Source organism: Paenarthrobacter sp. 4246 (genome assembly GCF_040546855.1).
Classification (GTDB): Bacteria; Actinomycetota; Actinomycetes; order Actinomycetales; family Micrococcaceae; genus Arthrobacter.
On the sequence record NZ_JBEPOP010000009.1, the window covers coordinates 1 to 20,623 of the forward strand.

At 63.0% G+C, this 20,623-nt stretch carries 19 protein-coding genes; 5 read left to right on the top strand and 14 right to left on the bottom strand.

Translation table 11 applies throughout. The features are described 5' to 3' along the window. Positions 1–255 precede the first annotated feature (255 nt). Positions 256–1,557 carry a serpin family protein gene (locus tag ABIE35_RS16530; RefSeq protein WP_354516589.1) on the top strand — a complete coding sequence of 434 codons (1,302 nt, stop codon included), beginning with the start codon at positions 256–258 and terminating at the stop codon, positions 1,555–1,557. Here ABIE35_RS16530 and ABIE35_RS16535 read toward each other — a convergent pair. Beyond that, positions 1,554–2,168, bottom strand: a complete 615-nt coding sequence (locus ABIE35_RS16535) for a TetR/AcrR family transcriptional regulator (protein ID WP_354516591.1) — start codon at positions 2,166–2,168, stop codon at positions 1,554–1,556. The two genes, ABIE35_RS16530 and ABIE35_RS16535, sit on opposite strands and share 4 nt — an antisense overlap. Positions 2,169–2,469: 301 nt before the next feature. Here ABIE35_RS16535 and ABIE35_RS16540 point away from each other — a divergent pair, with 301 nt between their 5' ends. Next, positions 2,470–3,402, top strand: coding sequence for a cytochrome b/b6 domain-containing protein (locus tag ABIE35_RS16540; RefSeq protein WP_354516593.1), 933 nt, complete (start codon positions 2,470–2,472; stop codon positions 3,400–3,402). 67 nt (positions 3,403–3,469) lie between these two features. Here the strand turns inward: ABIE35_RS16540 and ABIE35_RS16545 are convergent, their stop codons facing one another. From ABIE35_RS16545 to ABIE35_RS16575, 7 genes are all read right to left on the bottom strand, one after another. After that, the gene (locus ABIE35_RS16545; RefSeq protein ID WP_354516595.1) at positions 3,470–4,306 is read right to left on the bottom strand and encodes a hydroxymethylpyrimidine/phosphomethylpyrimidine kinase; all 837 of its coding nucleotides are present in this window, start codon (positions 4,304–4,306) and stop codon (positions 3,470–3,472) included. Positions 4,307–4,349: 43 nt separating this feature from the next. After that, positions 4,350–5,336 (bottom strand): TAXI family TRAP transporter solute-binding subunit, encoded by a 987-nt coding sequence (locus tag ABIE35_RS16550; protein ID WP_354516597.1) that lies wholly within the window; start codon positions 5,334–5,336, stop codon positions 4,350–4,352. Next, positions 5,329–6,744 (bottom strand): sensor histidine kinase, encoded by a 1,416-nt coding sequence (locus tag ABIE35_RS16555; RefSeq protein ID WP_354516598.1) that lies wholly within the window; start codon positions 6,742–6,744, stop codon positions 5,329–5,331. The genes ABIE35_RS16550 and ABIE35_RS16555 overlap by 8 nt, the downstream gene beginning before the upstream one ends. Then, the gene (locus tag ABIE35_RS16560; RefSeq protein WP_354516600.1) at positions 6,741–7,403 is read right to left on the bottom strand and encodes a response regulator transcription factor; all 663 of its coding nucleotides are present in this window, start codon (positions 7,401–7,403) and stop codon (positions 6,741–6,743) included. The genes ABIE35_RS16555 and ABIE35_RS16560 overlap by 4 nt, the downstream gene beginning before the upstream one ends. A 131-nt stretch (positions 7,404–7,534) precedes the next feature. Continuing rightward, a complete protein-coding gene (locus tag ABIE35_RS16565; RefSeq protein ID WP_354516602.1) occupies positions 7,535–8,944 on the bottom strand; it encodes an MFS transporter in 1,410 nt (469 codons plus the stop codon). 1,438 nt (positions 8,945–10,382) lie between these two features. Next, positions 10,383–11,291, bottom strand: a complete 909-nt coding sequence (locus ABIE35_RS16570; protein WP_354516604.1) for a TIGR01777 family oxidoreductase — start codon at positions 11,289–11,291, stop codon at positions 10,383–10,385. Further along, on the bottom strand, positions 11,288–11,950 hold the full coding sequence (locus ABIE35_RS16575) for a TetR/AcrR family transcriptional regulator (protein WP_354516606.1): 663 nt from the start codon (positions 11,948–11,950) through the stop codon (positions 11,288–11,290). The genes ABIE35_RS16570 and ABIE35_RS16575 overlap by 4 nt, the downstream gene beginning before the upstream one ends. 374 nt (positions 11,951–12,324) lie before the next feature. On the opposite strand from ABIE35_RS16575, the gene ABIE35_RS16580 reads away from it, so the two are divergent. Beyond that, positions 12,325–13,035: a queuosine precursor transporter gene (locus tag ABIE35_RS16580; RefSeq protein ID WP_354516608.1), complete on the top strand. Its 711-nt coding sequence runs from the start codon at positions 12,325–12,327 to the stop codon at positions 13,033–13,035. Positions 13,036–13,117: 82 nt separating this feature from the next. Here the strand turns inward: ABIE35_RS16580 and tgt are convergent, their stop codons facing one another. The 5 genes from tgt to ABIE35_RS16605 form a co-directional block, all read right to left on the bottom strand. Further along, on the bottom strand, positions 13,118–14,449 hold the full coding sequence (gene tgt, locus ABIE35_RS16585) for a tRNA guanosine(34) transglycosylase Tgt (RefSeq protein ID WP_502921389.1): 1,332 nt from the start codon (positions 14,447–14,449) through the stop codon (positions 13,118–13,120). Positions 14,450–14,496: 47 nt separating this feature from the next. After that, the gene (locus tag ABIE35_RS16590) at positions 14,497–15,207 is read right to left on the bottom strand and encodes an SRPBCC family protein (RefSeq protein WP_354516610.1); all 711 of its coding nucleotides are present in this window, start codon (positions 15,205–15,207) and stop codon (positions 14,497–14,499) included. 71 nt (positions 15,208–15,278) lie between these two features. Next, complete coding sequence (locus ABIE35_RS16595) at positions 15,279–16,304, bottom strand: DUF6707 family protein (RefSeq protein WP_354516612.1); 1,026 nt, start codon at positions 16,302–16,304, stop codon at positions 15,279–15,281. A 73-nt stretch (positions 16,305–16,377) separates the two neighbouring features. Then, positions 16,378–16,917: an NUDIX hydrolase family protein gene (locus ABIE35_RS16600; protein WP_354516614.1), complete on the bottom strand. Its 540-nt coding sequence runs from the start codon at positions 16,915–16,917 to the stop codon at positions 16,378–16,380. A 181-nt stretch (positions 16,918–17,098) separates the two neighbouring features. Beyond that, complete coding sequence (locus tag ABIE35_RS16605; RefSeq protein WP_354516616.1) at positions 17,099–17,830, bottom strand: hypothetical protein; 732 nt, start codon at positions 17,828–17,830, stop codon at positions 17,099–17,101. An 85-nt stretch (positions 17,831–17,915) separates the two neighbouring features. On the opposite strand from ABIE35_RS16605, the gene ABIE35_RS16610 reads away from it, so the two are divergent. Then, positions 17,916–18,521: a YdeI/OmpD-associated family protein gene (locus tag ABIE35_RS16610; RefSeq protein ID WP_354516618.1), complete on the top strand. Its 606-nt coding sequence runs from the start codon at positions 17,916–17,918 to the stop codon at positions 18,519–18,521. On the opposite strand, the gene ABIE35_RS16615 is transcribed toward ABIE35_RS16610, so the two are convergent. Continuing rightward, entirely contained in the window at positions 18,518–19,687 is a 1,170-nt protein-coding gene (locus ABIE35_RS16615; protein WP_354516620.1) for a glycoside hydrolase family 76 protein, read from the bottom strand. The two genes, ABIE35_RS16610 and ABIE35_RS16615, sit on opposite strands and share 4 nt — an antisense overlap. 84 nt (positions 19,688–19,771) lie before the next feature. Between ABIE35_RS16615 and ABIE35_RS16620 the strand changes: the two genes are divergently transcribed. Beyond that, on the top strand, positions 19,772–20,569 hold the full coding sequence (locus ABIE35_RS16620; protein ID WP_354516622.1) for an SDR family NAD(P)-dependent oxidoreductase: 798 nt from the start codon (positions 19,772–19,774) through the stop codon (positions 20,567–20,569). Positions 20,570–20,623: the final 54 nt, after the last annotated feature.

Sequence of the window (20,623 nt, forward strand, 5' to 3'; positions counted from 1 at the left end):
CACTCGTGCTTGAGTCCCACGCTCTCTCACATCACTCGTGCTTGAGTCCCACGTACTCTCACATCACTCGTGCTTGAGTCCCACGCTCTCTCACATCACTCGTGCTTGAGTCCCACGTACTCTCACATCACTCGTGCTTGAGTCCCACGCTCTCTCACAATCCGGCAACAATAAGCGTTCCCTCTCTCACTTCGCGTGAGTTCGGACGTCAAAAGGGGCACCATGTGGGGACAACGCCAAGCAGGGGGATGCGTCATGAATTCGGTCCGGAAGATGGCCGCGACCATCGCGGCAGCCGCCGTGGTGAGTGGCACGAGTATGGTCACGGCATGCGCGCCCCAACCAGCCGACGTCGGGCTTCTAACCGCCGACGGCGTGACCCGGGCTTCGGTCCACACGGCGGACTACTCTGCACAGCTTGAAGCCTTCAATGCCTCTGCACGCAAGCTCGGCACCACCTTGCTCGCCGATGGCGGCGACTCCTCCAATGGAAACGTCGTGTCGTCGCCGGCAAGCCTGTTGATCGCGTTGAGCATGCTCCGCGCAGGTGCCTCGGGTGCCACGGCTGCAGAGATGGACTCAACTCTGGGGTTGCCCGCCGAAGGGCGCGACGAAGCGATGAACGCGCTGCTCGCCTCCCTGGAAAAGTTCGACGGCGACCCCGGTTCGGTGGACGAGGACGACCCGCCGCGCAAACCGGTGATGCATGCTGCCAATGGGCTGTTCATTGATAAAGGCGTCCCCACCGGCGAGGACTTTCTGGCTACGCTCGCCAAACACTTCGGCACGGGGGTGTACCCGGTGAATTTCAAGGATGAGGCCGTCACCAAGCCGACCATCGACCGCTGGGTCAGCAGGAACACCGGGGGTCGGATCAAGGAAGCGCCCGCACCATACGACTCCGACAACACGTTCAGCCTGCTCAACGCTCTCTACTTCGCCGCCGCCTGGCAAGAACCCTTCGACGCGAGCGACACCTGGGACGCCCCCTTTACCAAGGCCAGCGGTGAGGTGATCAACACTCCAACCATGCACTCATCCGTCACCATGGCCTACGCGGAAGCTCCCGGATGGAAAGCTGTGGACTTGCCGTACGCCGAGGGCTTCGTGATGCGGCTGGTATTGCCCGACGGCGGTGCGTCGGGTTCCGATGGGCCGGCTGCGGTTTCTGCGGAGGTGCTGGGTGAGGTGGCGGGCGGATTGAGCAGCGCCCCTTTGGATATGGTCCACCTGCAGCTGCCCAAGTGGGACCACAAGACCACGTTCGACCTGCGAAAGGTCTTCGAAACACTTGGACTCAACCAGATGCTGGCCACGGACAAGGACTTCAACGACATCCAGCCGGACATGAAAATGACACAGGCTGCGCAGGCCGCCAACATCACGGTGGCGGAGAAGGGCACGGTCGCCTCAGCAGTGACGCAGTTGAACGCAGCGGCTTCGAGCGCCCTGATTCCGGAACGGGAGCTGATCCTCGACCGCCCGTTCCACTACCAGATTGTGCACGTCGAGACGGGAATGCCGCTGTTCACAGGCTGGGTGGCTGACCCGCGCTAGCGGACCAACCGCTGCACCAGCACCGCCGCGGCTTCGACAACACCGTCGGCCTCGCGCTTGGTGGCGCTGAGGGCTACTTCCTGCCCTGCCACGGTGACGATGTCCGTGATGACAGCCACCGTGAGCCTGCCAAGGGTGTCGTCGCTGGCACCCAGGAGCACGGTATTTTGCCGGACCCACTCGCGTCCGCGCTCGCGTCGCAGTACCTCGAAGCCCGGGGGAGTGTCGCCTTCAATGAACACCCGCTCCAGATCACGGTGCTTCCAGGTGTAGTCGAAGTAGCTGCGGCTGCCTACGTTGAACAGGGCCAGGGGGTCGTTCTCGCCGTTTTTGCGGGCTTTGGCCACGGCCGCGGCCACCAGGCGCTCGTGTTCGTTTTGATAGTCGTCCCACAGTGCCAGGAAGAGTTCTGTCTTGCCGCCGAAGTGGTGATAGAGGCTGCCTACGCTGGATCCAGCGCGGGCCACGATGTCCGAGATGCTCGCGCCGGTGAAGCCATGCTCGACGAATACATCGCTGGCCGCATCCAGCAGGTTGCGTTGGGTTGCCGCGGTGCGGGTCCATTTCCAGGAGCCGGCATGGCTGGCTACTTCGGAAGTCTTACGGACCACGCTTGGGCTCCCTTCGCGGCAGGACGTAGATCGGAGTGTCGGACGGCTATTTTTTGGAATCCTACCTCCCAAGGAATCCAGATAGCCAACAACAAGCCTTGACTGGCTCATGAAACGCAGGAAATAATTCTGGAAGTCTGTTCTAGAAATACGTATTGCGGCATGTATCCGAATGCTGCGATTTTTGACGTCGAACGCCCCGAAACCCGGGTGCCGTTTTCACCGTCGGGCCGCAACTGGTTGAATCGCTGTATAGCGCCAACTGGTCGCAGCCAAACAAGCCAGAGAGGAACGCGGCCTGATGTCCGTTTCAAGCAAGTCGTCCGGGATCACGTCGAACAGGTGGTTCAAACCCGTCGTCGTCACCGCAGGAGCTTTGGTGGTGGCACTGATTCTTGTGCTCGTTGCGCAATGGCTCCGGACCCTCCAGCCGGTCAAGCAATTCCTGACGGACTACCCCGGGCACTCGGCCGTTCCCGAGGGCACTCCTACCGGCTTCCCCGCGTGGCTCGGCTGGCAGCACTTCCTCAACATGTTCTTCATCGTCCTGATCATCCGTTCGGGATGGCAGGTGCGGACCACCACCCGCCCGGCGGCCAACTGGACGCGGAACAACAAGGGCTTCATCAAGACCAAGAACCCGCCTACCAAGATCAGCCTGGACCTTTGGTTCCACCTGACGCTTGACGTGCTCTGGGTCTTGAACGGCATCATCTTCATCGTGTTGCTCTTCGCCACCGGGCAGTGGTTGAGGATCGTGCCGACCAGCTGGGACGTCTTCCCCAACGCAATTTCGGCCGGCCTGCAGTACGCCTCGCTGAACTGGCCCGTCGAAAACGGCTGGAACAACTACAACAGCCTGCAGCTCCTCACCTACTTCATCACGGTCTTCATCGCGGCCCCGCTGGCCATCATCACGGGCCTTCGGATGTCCGGGGCATGGCCAAAGAAGGCCGCGATCAACAAGTTCTATCCCATTGAACTTGCCCGCAAGATCCACTTCCCGGTGATGATCTACTTCGTCGCGTTCGTGATCGTCCACGTCACCCTGGTGCTGGCGACAGGCGCACTGAGGAACCTCAACCACATGTACGCGGCCAATGACGACAACAACAGCTGGTGGGGCTTTGGGATCTTCGCAGCTTCCATCGTCTTCACGGCAGCCGCCTGGTTTTTGGCCCGTCCACTGTTCCTGCGCCCCATCGCCTCGCTCATGGGCAAGGTCTCCCGCTAAGCCGCACGCAAAAACAGCCGCCTCGGAAGTGTTTCCGGGGCGGCTGTTTTTTTGCGTGACGCAGAGGCTAGGACAGAGCCCCGCCCTGCCACAGCGCATCAAAGGGAGCCCCGGAGGACACGCGGTTCTTGATACCCGCGGTCACGAACGCCTTCGCCGTACGGGCTGCTTCAAGCGGCGTGGCACCCTTGGCCAATTCGGCGGTCACAGCCGCAGCAAGGGAGCAACCGGCTCCGGACACGGCAACCTCGCCCACCTTCGGGGCACGCAGGACTTCCAGCGTCTCGCCGTCGTAGTAAACGTCGACGGCGTCGGGGCCTTCCAGCCGAACCCCGCCTTTGGCGAGGACTGCTGCGCCGCTGATCTCGTGGATGCGGATGGCGGCGGCCTTGAGCGTCTCTTCGTCAGTAATGGTGAGGCCGGACAGCGACTCGGCTTCGAAGTGGTTCGGAGTGACGAAGGTGGCCAGTGGCAGGATCTGCGCCTTCAACGCCTGGTCCGTGTCCAGGGCGTGGCCTGGTTCTTGTCCCTTGCAGATGAGGACCGGGTCCAGCACCACGTGCTTGAAGGATCCGTCGGTCAGTGCCTTCTCCACGGTGCTGATGGTTGCCGGGCTTCCGAGCATACCGATCTTCACGGTGTCCAACACCGACGGTGCGCCGGAAGCGGCACCATAGGCCGCCGTCGTGGCTTCCAGCTGGTCTGCAATGACTTGCTGGTCCACCGGCACAAAGCGGTGGTTCCAGTTGTCCTGTGGGTTGAAGGAGACGATGCAGGTGAGGTTCGCGATGCCGAACACTCCGAGCTCCTGGAAGGTCTTGAGGTCCGCCTGCGCGCCGGCGCCTCCGGTCGCTTCGGAGCCGGCGATGGTCAGGGCAATGGCAGGGGCAACGGCTGAAGTCATGTCTTCATTTTGGCAGTTGCTCCTGTTTGACTCCTAAACGGGGCTAGCCGTGCAGCGCCCGGTAGGCAGCCTGTGCAGCCGGGTGCAACGGGACGCCGGCGGTGTTAATCAGTGTTTCTGGGCTGAGGAACTGCACGCCCGTGCTGGACTTCGGCACCAGATCCTGGGCTTGTTCCACCAGGAGTTCCACGGTTTGCCGGACAACGTGATCGGCCAGGTCCCTGCGGCACAAGAGCAGGTTGGCCACGCCGACGGTCCACACGGCGGGCGCGTTGCCGTAGCTGTTCGCGGGGATGAGGACGCGGTCGTAGAAGAAGCCCGATTGCGCCCGGGTTGCCGGGATGAACTCTGAAAGGTCGAGGAGACGGACGCCTATTTCCTCCGCTGCCGCAGCGATGGGCGCTGTCGGGACGCCGCCTGACTGGATCATCACGTCAATGGAACCCTCCCGCAAGGAGGCCAGGGCTTGGTTCAGCCCTAAGTTGGCTTGCTTCAGTGCCCGTTCCGGCCCGGCCGTTTCAGGAGAGAGCCCTGCGGCAGCAATGATGCGCCCGGCCGTGAGAGTGGTTCCCGAGCCCACCTCACCCACGCCCGCAGTCTTCCCGGCGAGGTCAGCGAAGGTTCGGATTCCGCTGTCTTCCCGAACGATGCAGTGGACATAGTTCTGGTACACCTTTCCCAAGGCCACCAACTGGCTTTCACCCTGGCCGGGAGCTGCTTGGGCTGCTGCGTCGGCCAGCGCGACGGCGAGCGTGGCCCCTCCGGACAAGACCCGCTGAATGTTCTCGAGGCTTCCGCCGGTGGTCAGCGCAACTGACCTTTCAGCGACCCCTTCCCGCTGCAGCAAGTCGGCGAGCAGGCTGGCGAACTCAAGGTAGAAGCCGCCCGATTCGCCGCCGGCAACGGTGAGTTCCTGAGGGCGTTCCTCTGTGGTGCAGCCTGCTGTTGAAGCGAGCAGGCTGCCGCCCAAGCCAAGCGCTACGGCTGTCTGGAGGACACTTCGCCGCGAGACTTTGAGGGGTTCAGGCATGCGTGTCCTCCTCCGGTTTCACGAACTCGAGGCGTGCCGTCAGGCCATGGGGCTCGCGGGATTCCAGGACCAGCCTCGCGCCATTTGCTTCTGCCAGCCGCTCCACGATGGTCATCCCCAGCCCGTTGCCGGCAATACTGCTGTGCTGCGGCGCCCGCCAGAACCTGGTGGTGGACGCGGCGAGCTGCTCGGCCGGGAGGCCCGGGCCGTCGTCGGAAATCACGACGGCGGTGCCTCCTTGCGTCTGCAGGGTCGCCACCGTGATGGTGGCCCCCGGCGCGTATTTGATGGCGTTGGCGAGGAGTTCGCCCACCATGTGCGCGAGTTCGTCGGGATCGCAGACGATCCGGCTTTCTGACGCAGGGCTCTCCAACGTGAGCTCTGACCCGGCACGGTGAGCGGCCGGCGTCGCCCGTTCAACCTCGCCCTGCAGAATTGGGTAAGGGTCGATGACGGCCAACCGTTGGTGTTCCGCTGCTTTTTCAGCCCGGGCAGACCCCTCAAAGGCGCGATGTTCCGCCGTCGCGAGCTTCAGCACGCCGTCGAGCATTTCTTCCACCCGCTCAAGTTCCGCCACGACGCCGGCGGCCGCATCCTTTTCCGGCTCCGAACGCAAGGCGAGTTGGAGCAGATCGATTCGCAGTCGCAGGGCACCAACAGGGTTCCGGAGTTGATGTGATGTGTCGGCGATGAGTCGGCGCTGCGACTCCATACTCTCGGTCACCGTATCCGCCATGGCGGTGAAGGATCGGCTTAATTCCCGCAGTTCCGGCGGTCCTGCATCGGGAAGCTGGCTGGTTTTCCCCGTGGCTTCGAGCTCGTGGACTGCTTTGCTGAGCCGGTGGACCGGGCGCAAGACCCACGCCGTGATGCGCGACGCCGCCACGAGCAGCAGCATGCCCAGCGCAACCGCAGCAAGCCCCACCACCAGCCACCGTTCCCGCAGCTTCTGCCGGGCTGAGTCGAGGTTGACTTCCACAACTACTTCGCCGAGCACCTGGCTGGCCGTGCCGAAGGACCTGGAGATGAAGTCGTTGCCGGTACCGAATGCCCGGATGGGGTTCAGGGTGGTGTCGCTCAGGTTGAGGCTTGCCCGGTTGAGGGCGTCCTTGACCTCCGAATGGCCCTCGCTTAAACCGCCGGAGCGGAGGGTTTCTTGCTGGAGGCGGATCAGGATTCCTTCGCCATAAAGCTCGGAATAGCGGTCCATTTCCCGCTGTAGTTGGGTGGTGTTGCTGTCCTCCGCTGCGTCGCTGGCCAGCTGCGCGAAGCGGTTGAGGGCTGCCACACGGTTGATCTGCAGTTCCTGGGTGAGCTCCCGGCTGGCTGATGTGAGGATCACGCTGGACACCGTCACCACAATAATGACCACCAGCAGGCTCAGGATGCCGAGGACCCGGACTTTCACGGTTGCTCTACGCGGTAACCGACGCCCCGGACGTTGATGATGAACCCGGGGAGCTGAAGCTTGGACCTCAGTCCGGTCAGGTGAACGTCCAAGGACCGTGAATGAGCCAGGAACGCATCGCCCCAGAGTGCGTCCAGGATCTGCTCGCGGGTAACCACGGAGCCGGCGTTCCTGACGAGGAGGCCCAGGAGATCGAACTCCGTTGCCGTGAGGGCCAGTTGTCGTTCGCCGACGACGGCAACGCGACGGTGGAGGTCTACCTCGAGTTCTCCGAGGACGATGTTGTGCGGTGCTTCCTGGCCCGATCGGTGAGTCCTCCGAGTGACAGCTTCGATTCTGGCGAGCAATTCCACGAGCTTCACGGGTTTGACCAGGTAGTCGTCCGCCCCCGACCGGAGGCCCAGCACCACGCTGCGCTCGTCGTCGCGTGCCGTCAGGATCAGGATCGGGATTTGGGTGACCTGCCGGAGTTTCCGCAGGACGTCCAAGCCATCCATATCGGGGAGCCCAAGGTCCAGAAGGATCACCTCGTGCTGCCTGTGCGCCAGCAACGCATCCTCGCCGCGGGACACCCGGGTGTGCTTATGCCCGGCAGAGGCGACGGCAGCGCTCAAGGCCGACGCCATGGCGTCGTCGTCCTCGACGATGAGCACGTGCACTGTCAGGGTCCTTTGTCTTGCTGGGCTGATTGGCGGGTCTGTTCCGCTACTAGAGCTTAACGTTGTGAGGCCCGCTCTGCGCCCTTCAGAGTATCCAAAGGGGGCAGAGCGGGCCTCACAAGGCAGCCAGGTTAGGCGTTGACGAGGTCCTTCTTGTCGTCGTCGTCCTTCGCAGCGCCCTTGGCCGCGCCCTTGGCCGCGAAGGCGTTGCCCTGCTCCGCGTCCAAGTGCGTGGGCTTTTTGTTTTTCAGCGCGAAGATGTAGACCAGCAGCGAGATGAAGATCGCGGCGGTGACGTAGGTGAAGAACATGTCCACCTGGCCCGACTTCTGCAGCGCTGCACCAATCAGCGGAACCGTGCCGCCGAACAGCGAGTTGGCAATCGCGTAACCCAGGCCGACGCCAAGGGCGCGGATGGATGCCGGGAACAGTTCAGCCTTCACCAACGCGTTGATGGACGTGTAGCCACCCACCATCAGCAGTCCACCAAACATCAGCAGGAACGCCACGAACGGATCCTTGGTTCCAGCAAGCGTGGAGAGCAGCGGCCACGTGAACAGCACACCGGTCACACCAAACCAGATCAACAACGGTTTCCGGCCGATCTTGTCAGAGAGCATGCCGTATACCGGCTGCAGAAGCATGAAGATGAACAACGCCCAGAAGTTGATGACGGAGGTATCTGTCTTGGCGATGCCGGAAGTATCGTTCATGAACTTCAGGATGAAGTTGGTGTAGGTGTAGAACGCAACGGTGCCGCCGAGGGTGATACCGATGCAGATCAGCAACGGCTTCCAGTGCTTGGTGAGCAGGAGCTTCATGGTGCCAGGCTGTGCCTCGCCCTCAACCTTGACGTGGGCTGCGCGGAGCTGATCGGAAGACAGGGTCTCTTCCATGGAGCGGCGAAGCCAAAGGACAACCAGCGCAGCGGCACCACCCAGAGCGAACGGAATCCGCCAGCCCCATGCGGTCAGGTCTTCCTTGCTCATGGTGTTCTGCAGGATCACCAGAACCAGCAGGGCCAGCATCTGCCCGCCAATCAGCGTGACGTACTGGAAACTGGAGAAGAAACCACGTCGTTTGGCCGTTGCAGCCTCGGACATGTAGGTGGCACTTGTTCCGTACTCGCCGCCCACCGAGAATCCTTGGATCATGCGGATAAACACCAGCAGAATCAGCGCCCACAGGCCGATGACGTCCTGCGTTGGCAGAATCGCTATTGCGAAGGATCCGGCTGACATCATGGTCACACTCAATGTCAGTGCAGCCTTGCGGCCCTTGCGGTCCGCATAACGGCCAAAGAACCAACTGCCGATGGGACGCATGAGGAACGACGTCGAGAAGACGGCCATCGCCTCAAGGCCTGCCTGCAGGTCGTCCGAGGAGTTGAAGAAGTGCGACTGAAAATATGCAGCGAAAACCGTATAGACGTAGAGATCGAACCACTCCACGAGGTTGCCTGCGGAGCCTTTGAGGATGTTGCTCACGGCTTTACGAGTCTGGGCGGCTTCGCTCAGAGGTGCAGCTTGTTGGGTGCTCATCAATGAACCTTCCTGGACGGCAGCGTTTTGCAGCGGCCGTGTCTTGCATGAGTTCGTTCTGTCCATGAAGCTGGTGCTCATGGCGTCCTTGCGCATGGCTCTTCGTTGACTAAGAAAGGCCCTCCGGGGTGAAGAGGACATGTTCCAAACTATGGGTGATGCACGGCACAGCCCTAGCTCGCGGGGGATTTCCTAACACTTCCTTAGGTTTCGGCCGGTACGGCTGGTATCACGGGTGCCGGGTGAGGTTCGACGGCGGTTGGGACCGGAGGGCGGTTGGGACCGGACGGCGGGGCGAAGCGTTAGCTGGCGCGTCCGGACGCACGCTCTCTCACTTCCCTCGGGCTTGAGCGTGTCGCTCGCTCACATCCCTCGGGTTTCCAACGGATGCTCTTTCACTTCCCTCGGGTTTCCGACGGACGCTCTTTCACTTCCCTCGGGTTTCCGACGGACGCTCTTTCACTTCCCTCGGGTTTCCGACGGACGCTCTTTCACCACCCTCGGGTTTGGCTGGCATTGGTCTTGGGCGTGACCCAAGTCTTCGATGAGTCAGGGGCAAACTCCATGGTGAGCGAGCCCGCGTGGCCGAGACCGGGAGCAGACGTTTAGCGAAGAAAAGATGACGGCCCATCCTGGTACTTGGATGCCCATGAGGTGCAAAATGTCACGTGCGCTACGGCGATTCCCGCAGTCAGTCCACTGCCGCTGGGTACCACCCGGCCCTTGGATCCGTATCGCCAGCCTCCCGACGGGCTCCGCGTCGCCAAAGAGTGCTTATCCTCGTCACTCCATGGTGCCTGGCTCACGGTTTTCCATCTGGGTAGTGAAGGAGCATCCGGTTGAAGGGGCGATTATGTGAGCAAGCGTCCGGCTGAAGAGGCCATCATGTGAGAGAGGGATTGATTCGTACCAGTTTCCAGATGGCTATGCGACCAACGCCGGCTGCGACGGCTATGGACAGTGGGAACAGAAGTGGACCAGTCGGGGAGAGTCCGCCAAACGGCGCACACATGAGCAAAGCCCCGGTAAAAAAGCGGCAATGTGAAGCCACTGATTCCGGACTCGACGCAGGGCAAAACCGAGAAGTGACCCCACGGCGGCACCAATGACCCAGACCGGGAGCAGACTGTAAACGAAGAAAATGATGGCCCATCCTGGTGCTTGGATGCCCCATAAGGCGCAGAATGTCAGGTGCGCCACGGCGATTCCCACAGCCAGTCCCTTGCCGCCGAGCACCACCCGGTCCTTGGGTCCGTATCGCCAGCCTTCCGACGGGCTCCGCGTCGCCAGCGCGAATTCCTCCTTGTCTGACCAGGGTTCCTGACTCATGAATACCTCCGGGGGATGTGAGAGACGGTTCGCTTGAAGGGGCGGGGATGTGAGAGATGGTTCGCTTGAAGGGGCGGGGATGTGAGAGATGGTTCGCTTGAAGGGGCGGTTATGTGAGAGAGCGTGGGCGGTTCGCGAGCTGGTTGAGGGCGCCGGCAAGGCAGGGGTAATCAAACGCGAAGCCCGCGTCGAGGAGCTTTCGGGGCTCAACCCAGCGGCTCTTCAGCACCAGCTCGGTCTGGGTCCGGATGAGGACCGCGCCGGCTTCGAGCAGCCAGGCCGGCGTTGGGATGCCGAACGGGACATTCGTGCTTTGCCGAACCAGTGACATCAGTTCCCGGTTGTCCACGGGATAGGGCGACGCTGCGTTCACCGGGCCGGTCAGCTCCGTACGCTCGTGGACGAACAGGACAACACGGAACAGGTCCTCCACATGGATCCAGCTGAACTTCTGCGTGCCAGGACCCATGTGTCCGCCCAAGCCAAACCGGGCGAGATTCCGGAAGGGACCCATGACGCCACCGGCCCCCAACACGATCGCAATGCGCAGCGGCACCTTCCGCGTTGCCGGAACAACAGCCGCCGCCAACTCATCCTCCCAGGCACGGGCCACGTCCACGGAGAACCCGCTGCCCAGCTCACCAGAGGCCTCAGATTGTGGGTGATCTTCGGCGTGCCGGTAGATGGTTCCAGTACTCGAGTTGATCCAGGTCTGGGGCGGTTCGGAGCAGCGCGCCACAGCCCTGCCCAACGCACGCGTGGTCAGAACCCGGGAGTCCACGATCTCCCGCCTGTGCCGCTCGTTGTAACGGCAATTCACCGATCGTCCGGCAAGGTTCACCAGCAGTTCGGCGCCGTCCAGCGCTGTGGTAATGGCGCCGTCGTCGTTCCAGTGGGCGTCAGCCGACGCGTCCCGCCCAACGGTCCGGACCTGCCAGCCTTCAGCAATAAACCGTTGCGTGAAGTAGCTGCCGATGAAACCAGTCGCGCCGGCGATCACCACGGTCCGCGGCTTCACGAGTCCTCCTTGACGTTGCGGACGAGTCCCAGGACGTCGTCGAAGACTTTGCTGACTCCTGGAATCTTCGCGAGCGACAGGCCGCGAGCCACGAGTGGGGCGGCGCCGTCGATCAATTTTCGCGTGCGGCGCTGGCCCTCGGATTGGTCGTAAACCCAGAACAGTGCGACGCCCATGTAGGCCAGCCACAGCAGTTCGGGCAGGTCGCCGCGTAGCTTTTTGGCGACGGCGGGGGAGGAGCCTTCGACGGCGGACCGGAAGATCGCGAGCGAGGCCTCGCGGGCGGCGGTGGACGCCTCGCCGAATGGATTGACGGGCGACGTCGGCCGGATCGCCGTCGCGATGAAGTCGGAACCGAACTGGTGGTACGGCGCCATGACATCGATGCCGGTGTGGAGCACAGCCTTGAGGCGGCTTGCGAGATCCTGAACGCCGTCGAGTGCCTTGGCAGCGACGACTGCGTGCTCGTCCTGGACTTGGATGTACAGCTCCTGGACGAGCTCGTCCTTGGAAGCGAAGTAGTAGTAGGCATTGCCGACCGAGACGCCGGCTTCCTGTGCGATGGCGCGCATGGTGGTCTTCTCGAAGCCGACTTCGCGGAACATCTTCAGTGCGACGTCGGCCACGAGTTGCCGGGTCTGCTCGCTCTTTGCTGCCATGGGCTGCTCCTGGCTTAAGTTTTGAACGTGTTCAAAAGGGAGTATGACACGTTTTCTGAACATGTTCAAAAAGCGGGAGGTGAGAGAGGGACGGCCGGAAGCACGTGGGAGGTGAGAGAGGGAGGGCCGGAAGCACGTGGGAGGTGAGAGAGGGAGGGCCGGAAGCGCGCGGGATGTGAGAGAGGGAGGGCCGGAAGCACGTGGGATGTGGGAGAGCGTTGGGTTCAAGCCCGAGGGATGTGAGAGAGCATTGGGGTGGAGGAGTGGGAGAATGGAACCGGTGCCGGGCCACATGCCCCACCAAACACAGTGCTAATACAGCGGGGCGTCTCACGGAGAAGCGCCTGCGCGAACCACTACGAAATGGATGACCCATGCCCTCGCCCTCAGGCTCCAGTACTTTGAGCAAGCCCGCCCCGCGCTTCGCTTCGATCGGCTCCCCGTATTTCGGCATCATGCTGGCCATCATGGCCGTGGTGCTGATCCTGTCCAACATAGGCGCTTCCAAGGGCGTCGCACTCGGGCCAATCCTGACTGACGGCGGGTTCTTCCTGTTCCCCATCGCTTACATCCTGGGCGACGTGATGAGCGAGGTGTACGGCTTCAAGGTGGCGCGCAAGGCCATCATCACCTCGTTTGCACTCTCGGTCTTTGCCTCTCTCTGCTACTGGATCATCATCGTGCTGCCCGGTTTCAATGACGACTACAGCACCGCCAAGCAGGCAGCCATCGAGGGCGCCCTTGGACCCGTGCCGCTGATCGTCCTTGGTTCACTCCTTGCCTTCCTGGCAGGTCAGACCATCAACTCGTGGATCCTTGTGAAGATGAAGGCCCGCACCGGCGAGAAGTCCCTATGGGCACGCCTGATGGGCTCGTCAGTGGTGGGCGAATTCGTGGACACCCTGATCTTCTGCAGCATCGCCGCATCCGTCATCGGCATCACGGACTTCGGCTCGTTCCTGAACTACGCCCTGGTTGGCTTCGTCTACAAGACCGCCGTGGAGTTCCTGTTCGTCCCCGTCACTGTGCTGGTGGTGGGCTGGATCAAGAAGCGCGAGCCCAGCTACGGGGTAGCCGCAGCCTAGGCGCGGCGCCGAGTTCGCTGGAACCGTGTGAGTTCGCCGGAAGCTTCCGCACGCGCACGCACCCTTCCGGCGATCTCGGCGCCTACGAGTAGTACCGGCCCAGCGTCTCCGCCTTGAACTCGAAGAAATCCCCGGATTCGATGGCCAAGCGGGCGTCGTCCACCATCTTCACCACGAAGCGCTCATTGTGGATGGAGATCAGGGTGGCAGAGAGCATTTCCTTGGCCTTGAACAAGTGATGGATGTAAGCCCGCGAGTAGTTCACACAGGTGTAGCAGTCGCAGCCGTCCTGCAAGGGTCCGAAGTCCGTCTTGTACTTAGCCCCGGACAGGTTGAACCGGCCAAACGGCGTGTAGAACGCGGAGTTTCGGGCAACCCGGGTGGGCGAGACACAGTCGAAGGTGTCGGCGCCGTTCTCGATGGCCGTGAAGATGTCGTCCGGCTCGGAGATACCCAGGAGGTGCCGCGGCTTGTTCTCGGGCAGCTCCTCGTTGCACCAGCGCACGATGGTGCCCAGGTTTTCCTTTTCCAGTGCACCGCCGATCCCGTAACCGTCAAAGGGCATGGCACCGAGATCCTGGCACGCCTTGCGCCGCAGGTCCTCATACTGCGCACCCTGGATCACGCCGAACAATGCCTGGTAGGGTTTGCCCACGCGGGAAGAAGTCAATGACGCGTGTTCCTCCAAGCACCGCAGCGCCCACAGCCGCGTGCGCTCCAGCGACTCCTCCTGGTAGGCCCGGGAGTTTTGCAGCGTGGTGAGCTCGTCGAAGGCGAACATGATGTCCGCGCCGATCTGGTGCTGGACCTGCATGGAGATCTCGGGGGAGAATCGGTGCCGGTCCCCGTTCAGGTGCGATTTGAACCAAACTCCGTCGTCATCAATGTGCGCCAGCCGTTCCTTGCCCGGGGCCACTGCGTCATCCGGTCCGGAGCTGTCCACGTTCTTCATGTCGATGACCTTCTTGAACCCAGAGCCCAGGCTCATTACCTGGAATCCGCCGGAATCGGTGAAGGTAGGTCCAGACCAGTTCATGAACGCGCCCAGCCCGCCTGCGGCATCCAGGATCTCCGGCCCCGGCTGCAGGTAGAGGTGGTACGCGTTGGCCAGCACAGCCTGCGCACCGAGGTCGGCGATGGACTCGGGCAGCACTGCTTTCACTGTGGCTTTGGTCCCGACGGCGATGAACGCGGGCGTCTGGATAGTTCCGTGCGGTGTGGTGATGGTTCCGGTGCGGCCCAGGAATGCGCCGCCGTTGGCGTCCACTTGGGCGTCCGACGGCGAGCACGTTTCAGTCAGGCGCTTGCCTACCGAAAAGGAAAAATCCGCTTGTCGGGAAGTCAGCCCGGGCAAATCAGGCAGGAGGGGAGTAGGGGAAGACACAGACGCGGAAGCAGAAACGGAAGCTGGCACGCTACCAAGTGTGCCAGCTTTACCGCGGGTAACCCGCGGAACGGGCCCTACGACCCGTAGTTCTCAGCCTTCCAGTTGTCCCACGAGGACCGGATGTCCGCCAGCGTGTGGGCCCCCAAATCGTAAGTGGACGCAATCACCATGGACCCGCCGTCGGGCCTTTTCTCCGGAATGGGCAGTTGCTCGGCGACGATCAGGAGTCCGTCCCCGTGCTCGGCGTAGCTGTGGACGGTAAGGCCAACCTGGTGCCGGCTCTTGAACCAGACCTTGCCGGAGATCTTCTCGCCCGTTGCAAGCGTGAGCGAGTATTCCTCCCCAACGGGCGGCAAATCCCCGAGTCCCAGCTTTTCAATCGCCGGTCCGCCCTTGCCCGGAAGCGAAATGAAATGCGTCCGGCGGTGCCCATGTGGGTGGCGTTCCAAGGCGAAGCGCAGCTGATGCAGGAATGTGAGCCAGCCCTGGGTGATGTCCTCGTCCCATTCAGCCCACTCGGAATTGTGGTCCAGGGCCGCCCTGGTGACCCGCACTTCCGTCCCGCCGGAGACAGGATGGAGCTCAAAGACATCGCCGCCATTGACGGTCAGGCTCGTATGATCGGGCCCCTCCACAACATCGGTGTTGAAATAGATCTGTTTGATTTCGTCGGTGAGATCGTCGGCTTCCCAGCCGTGCCATTGAGCCACCAGCGACGGTTCACGCAGCATTGTCCAAACCTGCTGCGCGTCGGCATTAATCACAACGCTCAGATTGTTCGTCATGGCCCCGAATCTACCGCCGTTGGCGCCCACATAACAGGTCTTGAAATACCCGAATCGGCCGGTCCCGGAATCTAGGCCCGCACTGACTCGAGTTCGTTGCTGATCCGCCGGGCCAACTCGTCTTCGCCGATGGTCTTGGAGCCGCCGTGGGCGCGCAGGAACATGAGCGCTTCAAGCCGCAGGAACCGCCAATCACGTTCGGCTTCGTGGTTGCCGCTGTCGATCGCGCGGAAGATTTCCTTGTCGTACAGGTTGGGTTCGTTGAGCGAGCGCTGGCGGACCCGGGCGTTGATCCGGGCCTTGAACGGGTCCTCTTCCTGGGACTCGGGAGCGCGCAGCAGTTTCTCGTAGACCGCGGCCCGTTCGGCTTGTCCGGCTTCGCGGCAGATGAAACTGGACAACGCCAGCGCCCGCTCGATGGACGCCCACCGGTCCAGGTTCCCGTCGAAGGGGAGCACGTTGAGCAAGTCAGCAACTGCCAGGGCATGATCCGGATCGCGCAGCACAATGCAGAGGTCGAACGCCAGGTTGCTGAGATCCCGGAGGCAGCTGCCGGACTTCGTGTTGATGCCCTTCGCCAGGCGGTCAGCCAGGACCTGCACACCGTTTTTGCCCTTGTGGTTCGCCGCAGCGGCGCTCACGACGGCCTCCGGGGTGCCATCCGGTTCGGGGATCAGGGCCAACTCTTCGGCGCTGGGGCGGGTGTACGCCGGGGGCGTTTCCGGGCGGGGAGGCACGACGACGGCGGGTTCGGTGGGAGCGCTGGCGTTGGCTTCTGCGGAGGTACTGGAGTCGCTTGGGTCTGGAGTGCTGTCCTCGGTGGTGCTTTCTTCCGAATTGACCGCGGGAGCGTCCGCGCCGGAGCCGGCCGGAACTCCGTCGCCCACGGGAACACTGGACCCGACAGCGATCCGCACCGTGCCGCCGTCGACCATTGTCACCAACAGCAACGCGGCAACGCCGTAATCGTCCTTCTGCACCTCGATGCCGGCGATTTCAGCGGCTGGCCCGTCGCCGGGTGGATAGACAAAATCTCCGGGCCGCAGGTCCCCAGCCTGCTTTTCTTTGTACTGCTGTGTGGCTGGGCTGTGAGTCATCGGAAGTCCTTTGGTTCTCTTGGGGTCCGCCGTCCAGTCTACAAAGGGCGGCTGGTGCAGGTGCGGGGACCCGCTAGAGAACGATGCCCGAAAAAGCCAGCGCCTGGCGCACGAGGTTCCCGCGTCCGCCGTCGAATTCCTGCTGGACGTTCTCGCCCAGCACCTCTTGCGGCGTCATCCACGTGAGTTCCAGTGCGTCCTGGCGAGGTTCGCATTCACCGGTCACCGGGATAACGTAAGCCAGCGAGACTGCATGCTGGCGGTCATCCGTAAAGCCGGTTTGGGAGGGGGCCGGGAAGTATTCGGCCACGGTGAAGGGAACGGGGCTGATGGGCAGCTGCGGAAAAGCCAAGGGGCCGAGGTCTTTTTCCATGTGCCGCAGGAGGGCTGCGCGGATGGTCTCGCGGTAGAGGACGCGGCCGGAGACGAGGTAGCGGACCATGTTGCCGTCGGCGTCGCCCTGAAGGAGCGTGCCCACCTCATTCACATAACCGAGCGGATCGAGCCTGACCGGAACAGCCTCCACGTAGACCATCGGAAGTCGGCCGCGGGCTTCGAAGAGGTCTTCATCTGAAAGCCAGCCTGGATACGGGTCGGGTGTACGTACGCTCATGGTTAAGTTCTACCCCATCCCCAGCCGAACTTCCTTGGTGGCGTTCCGGTGGCTGCGAGGTTACGCTCTCGGCGGTATTAGAGCGCCAGAATGGATTCGAGCGGCTCCCGGGATGCTATGCGGGCAAGGATTTTTCCAGGGATGTCATCAACCGGCCCTTCTCGTTCGCAGCCGCCAAGGGCTAACTGGCGTGTGCGGCCGGCGTCAGCTGTTCCGGTGCTTTCTCTACAACAATCGATGCCGGCGCCGCTCCGCCCGCAGCATCCGGGTTGGCGACGTACAGGACATCGTCGCTGATTCTGGCCTCTATCTTCGCCGCAGTGAGCCGGTGCAACAACGGTTCCAGCCCGCCGTCGTACTCGAAGGAGAGATCCCCGTTGGCGCTGTCCGCGCCGTGGATCGCCCGCAGGATGCCGCCGTTCTTGGCGGTGAACGTGGCTGATTCGTCGTCTTCCGAGCGCGGCCGGGCGCCGATATTCCGCAGATCGTTGGCCGCGAGGCCCACGAAGGGGCTGGTCCAGTTGCCTACTATGGCCAGCGCTGGGTCGGCCTCCGTGGACGTGGCCCAGGTGCCATCCGCTGCCTTGGTCGCAGGGAACGCGAAGAACTCGAAACCGTCCTCGGCAGAGATCCGCACGGTGGGTCCGTCCTGGGTCTCGTTCCAGTCTGCCTGGGTGCCGTCTGCCTCGGTGCGGCGCGCAAATTCCGCCAGGTTCCCCACCTCCACACCGAAAATCGTCGAGCCGTCCAACGGATGACCGTGCTCCACGAAGCCCACCGCGAGGCGACCCGAACCGGCGTCGAACTCCCACCATCCGTCATCGTCCACGGTCTTCACCAGCCCCAGCGCTTGGAGGAGAGTGGACCACTGATCGGTGCGCGACGTGTAGTGGGTGGGGCGGGCTCGCAGCATGGGTCCTCCTGGGCTGGGTAGTCACTTCCCAGCCTATGCCGCGTGGCCTTGCCTGGGGCCGCCCGTTACGCAGCAGAATAGGCTCATGCCCATTGAGCTTCCGGAACTCCTTCTCAAAGACGGCGCCGCGTGGCGTGACTGGCTCTCGGCGCACGCTGCCGAGAGTCCGGGAGTGTGGCTGATCCTGCACAAGAAAGGCGGCACGGTCACGGAGTTGGACTACGACGCAGCCCTGGATGAGGCACTGTGCTTCGGCTGGATCGATGGTCAAGCGAAGAGCCGCGACGACGAAAGCTACATGCAGCGCATGACGCCGCGGGGCCGCAAAAGCATCTGGTCAGCCAGGAACGTGGGCCACGTTGCCAGATTGGAATCCGAGGGCAAGATGACGGACGCCGGACGTGCCGCCGTCGAAGCCGCCAAGGCTGATGGCCGCTGGGAAGCTGCCTATGCAGGTCCCGCGGACTCCGTGGTTCCGGACGATCTGGCTGCAGCCATCGCCGCGGTGCCGGAAGCGCAGGCGATGTTCGAGGTCCTGACCTCCCAAAACCGCTTCGCGTTGATCCACCGCATCAACGGGGTGAAACGTGCAGAGACCCGGGCCCGCAAGATTGCCGGGTTCGTGGAGATGCTCGCCCGGCACGAAACGCCGTATCCGCAGAAGAAGCGCCCGGCTGCCAGCGGCGGTTAGAGCGTGGCCGCAGCTTCCAGAGTCATCCAGGCTTGAAGCTGCGTGGAAAGTTCGACGGCGGCGCCCACCGGATACGTCTCGGCCGCCGGCCGCAGGGGATTAGGCGAGAAAATGAGCGCCGGGGCTTCGGTGGGGGCTTTGGCGCGCCCTGGTTCCGGCGCCTCACGACGCGTCAGCCAGAACGCGCCGGCCGTAGCGTGAACCAAGGCCCGGGCAGTGTCCCGCACCGGTGCTGGCAACCGTTGGTCCCGCGCGGCAAGTGCGAGGTAGCGGACCAGGATGCCGGTGAAAAGTCCGCCGTCGCCGGTGCCGTCGCCATGGATGACACGTGTTCCGGGGACCGTCAGTTCACGTGACACCGACTCAACCAGCCGCGCAGCACGATCCAGGTTCTCCTGGCCACCAAGTTCCAGCAAGGCGCCAAGGATTGGACCTTGGTTGTAGGTGTAGACGGCCTCCTCGAGGACGGTCTCGCCATTGCGGATGCGAAGTCCATCCAAGTAGACACCCCGTTGCGGGTCGAAGAGCCTGCTGTTGAGCCACGTCACCAGCGACTGCGCCCGTTCCCTGTGCCCAGTCCGCGCAAAGTAGAGCGCTACGGGAGCTGTAGCAGGGGTGTTCTTGAAGTCCCGTTGGGTGCTCCAAAACGTTCCGCCGCCCAGATCGTCTGTGGAGGCCGAGTGGAACTGCAGGGTCAGCTTCTTGCGGACGTACGCATTGCGCCGACGACCCGGTTTCCTGGTTTCCTCCGCCAGCTTCTCCAGCCGGTGCGTGGAGAGGGCGAGCCACGCCATGTCGTCATAGAAGTGGTTCTCGAACCTCAGCAGATTCCGTAACCGGATGGTGGTGACCAGCCGTGAAGCGAGCCTGCCCGCACTGGGGCGGGAGACGCCGTCGAACTTTGTTGTCGTGGCCAGCTCACGGCGGCCGGCGTCCACCAGGCAATCGACATACTGCGCCTGCCACCAGTAATGCCAGGGACCAAAGACGCTGCCGAGAGTGGTGGCAGGAAGGCTGACCGCCCCGATGTGCGTGCCGGGAAGGAAAAGCAGGCGCCGGCCGAAGGTCCGCGTCACTGATCGGGCGGCCTGGTTGGCGCGCCTTGCCCACTCGTTCTGGTCAGGGAGGGGGAGCGGCTGGTCGGCAGCGAAAGCGTCGGCGGGCATGGCCCCAGCCTACCGAGGGTGCGCTGGCCCACAATTCCAGTTAACATGCATTAACGGATTTTGGGTCTGCATCAAGGAGGATGAATGGACATCGAGGGCACGGTCGCGCTGATTACCGGTGGGGCATCAGGGCTGGGGGCCGCCACTGCGAGGCGGTTGTTCGAGGCCGGAGCGTCGGTGGTCCTGGTGGACCTGCCGCAGTCCGCAGGGGATACGTACGCCGCAGAACTGAACGCCTTGGGTGCAGGTTCTGGTCCCAGGGCGGTTTTTGTCCCCGCGGACGTCACCAATGAAGCGCAGGTTCAGGCTGCCGTCGATGCTGCAACAGCCCTTGGCCCGCTGCGGATCGTCGTTAACTGCGCAGGCATTGCCACACCCGGCAAGGTGCTGGGACGCGACGGCGTGCTGCCCCTGGAAACGTTCAACAAAGTCATCCAGATCAACCTCGTGGGAACCTTCAACGTGATCCGGCTCGCAGCCGCAGCCATGGTTGAAACGGAGCCGGTTTCCACCGAACTGGGCGGGCCCGAGCGCGGCGTCATCATCAACACCGCATCCGTGGCAGCGTTCGAAGGGCAGATCGGACAGCCCGCCTATGCTGCCTCGAAAGGTGCCGTGGCGGCCATGACCCTGCCATTGGCCCGCGAACTCGCGCGTTCTCTGATCAGGGTGACCACCATAGCGCCCGGCATCTTTGAAACACCCATGATGGCCGGTCTTCCGCAAGCGGCACAGGATTCCCTGGGCCAGCAGGTCCCGCATCCAGCGCGGCTGGGCCGTGCGGCCGAATACGCACAATTGGCCGCGCACATCGTGGAGAACGCCATGCTGAACGGTGAAACCATCCGGCTGGACGGCGCCATCCGCATGGGAATCAAATGATGGGCGACTACAGCGGCGGCGCGGATTCCCCGTCTTCCGGGACGGTGCCTCCGG

Excerpts from the sequence above, each read along its gene's own strand:
- ABIE35_RS16540 (WP_354516593.1), top strand. The coding sequence starts at position 2,470 with ATGTCCGTTTCAAGCAAGTCGTCCGGGATCACGTCGAACAGGTGGTTC.
- ABIE35_RS16610 (WP_354516618.1), top strand. The coding sequence starts at position 17,916 with ATGCCCATTGAGCTTCCGGAACTCCTTCTCAAAGACGGCGCCGCGTGG.
- ABIE35_RS16550 (WP_354516597.1), bottom strand. The coding sequence starts at position 5,336 with ATGCCTGAACCCCTCAAAGTCTCGCGGCGAAGTGTCCTCCAGACAGCC.
- ABIE35_RS16595 (WP_354516612.1), bottom strand. The coding sequence starts at position 16,304 with ATGACTCACAGCCCAGCCACACAGCAGTACAAAGAAAAGCAGGCTGGG.
- ABIE35_RS16565 (WP_354516602.1), bottom strand. The coding sequence starts at position 8,944 with ATGAGCACCCAACAAGCTGCACCTCTGAGCGAAGCCGCCCAGACTCGT.
- ABIE35_RS16545 (WP_354516595.1), bottom strand. The coding sequence starts at position 4,306 with ATGACTTCAGCCGTTGCCCCTGCCATTGCCCTGACCATCGCCGGCTCC.
- ABIE35_RS16620 (WP_354516622.1), top strand. The coding sequence starts at position 19,772 with ATGGACATCGAGGGCACGGTCGCGCTGATTACCGGTGGGGCATCAGGG.
- ABIE35_RS16615 (WP_354516620.1), bottom strand. The coding sequence starts at position 19,687 with ATGCCCGCCGACGCTTTCGCTGCCGACCAGCCGCTCCCCCTCCCTGAC.
- ABIE35_RS16575 (WP_354516606.1), bottom strand. The coding sequence starts at position 11,950 with ATGGCAGCAAAGAGCGAGCAGACCCGGCAACTCGTGGCCGACGTCGCA.
- ABIE35_RS16600 (WP_354516614.1), bottom strand. The coding sequence starts at position 16,917 with ATGAGCGTACGTACACCCGACCCGTATCCAGGCTGGCTTTCAGATGAA.
- ABIE35_RS16580 (WP_354516608.1), top strand. The coding sequence starts at position 12,325 with ATGCCCTCGCCCTCAGGCTCCAGTACTTTGAGCAAGCCCGCCCCGCGC.
- ABIE35_RS16605 (WP_354516616.1), bottom strand. The coding sequence starts at position 17,830 with ATGCTGCGAGCCCGCCCCACCCACTACACGTCGCGCACCGATCAGTGG.
- ABIE35_RS16530 (WP_354516589.1), top strand. The coding sequence starts at position 256 with ATGAATTCGGTCCGGAAGATGGCCGCGACCATCGCGGCAGCCGCCGTG.
- ABIE35_RS16590 (WP_354516610.1), bottom strand. The coding sequence starts at position 15,207 with ATGACGAACAATCTGAGCGTTGTGATTAATGCCGACGCGCAGCAGGTT.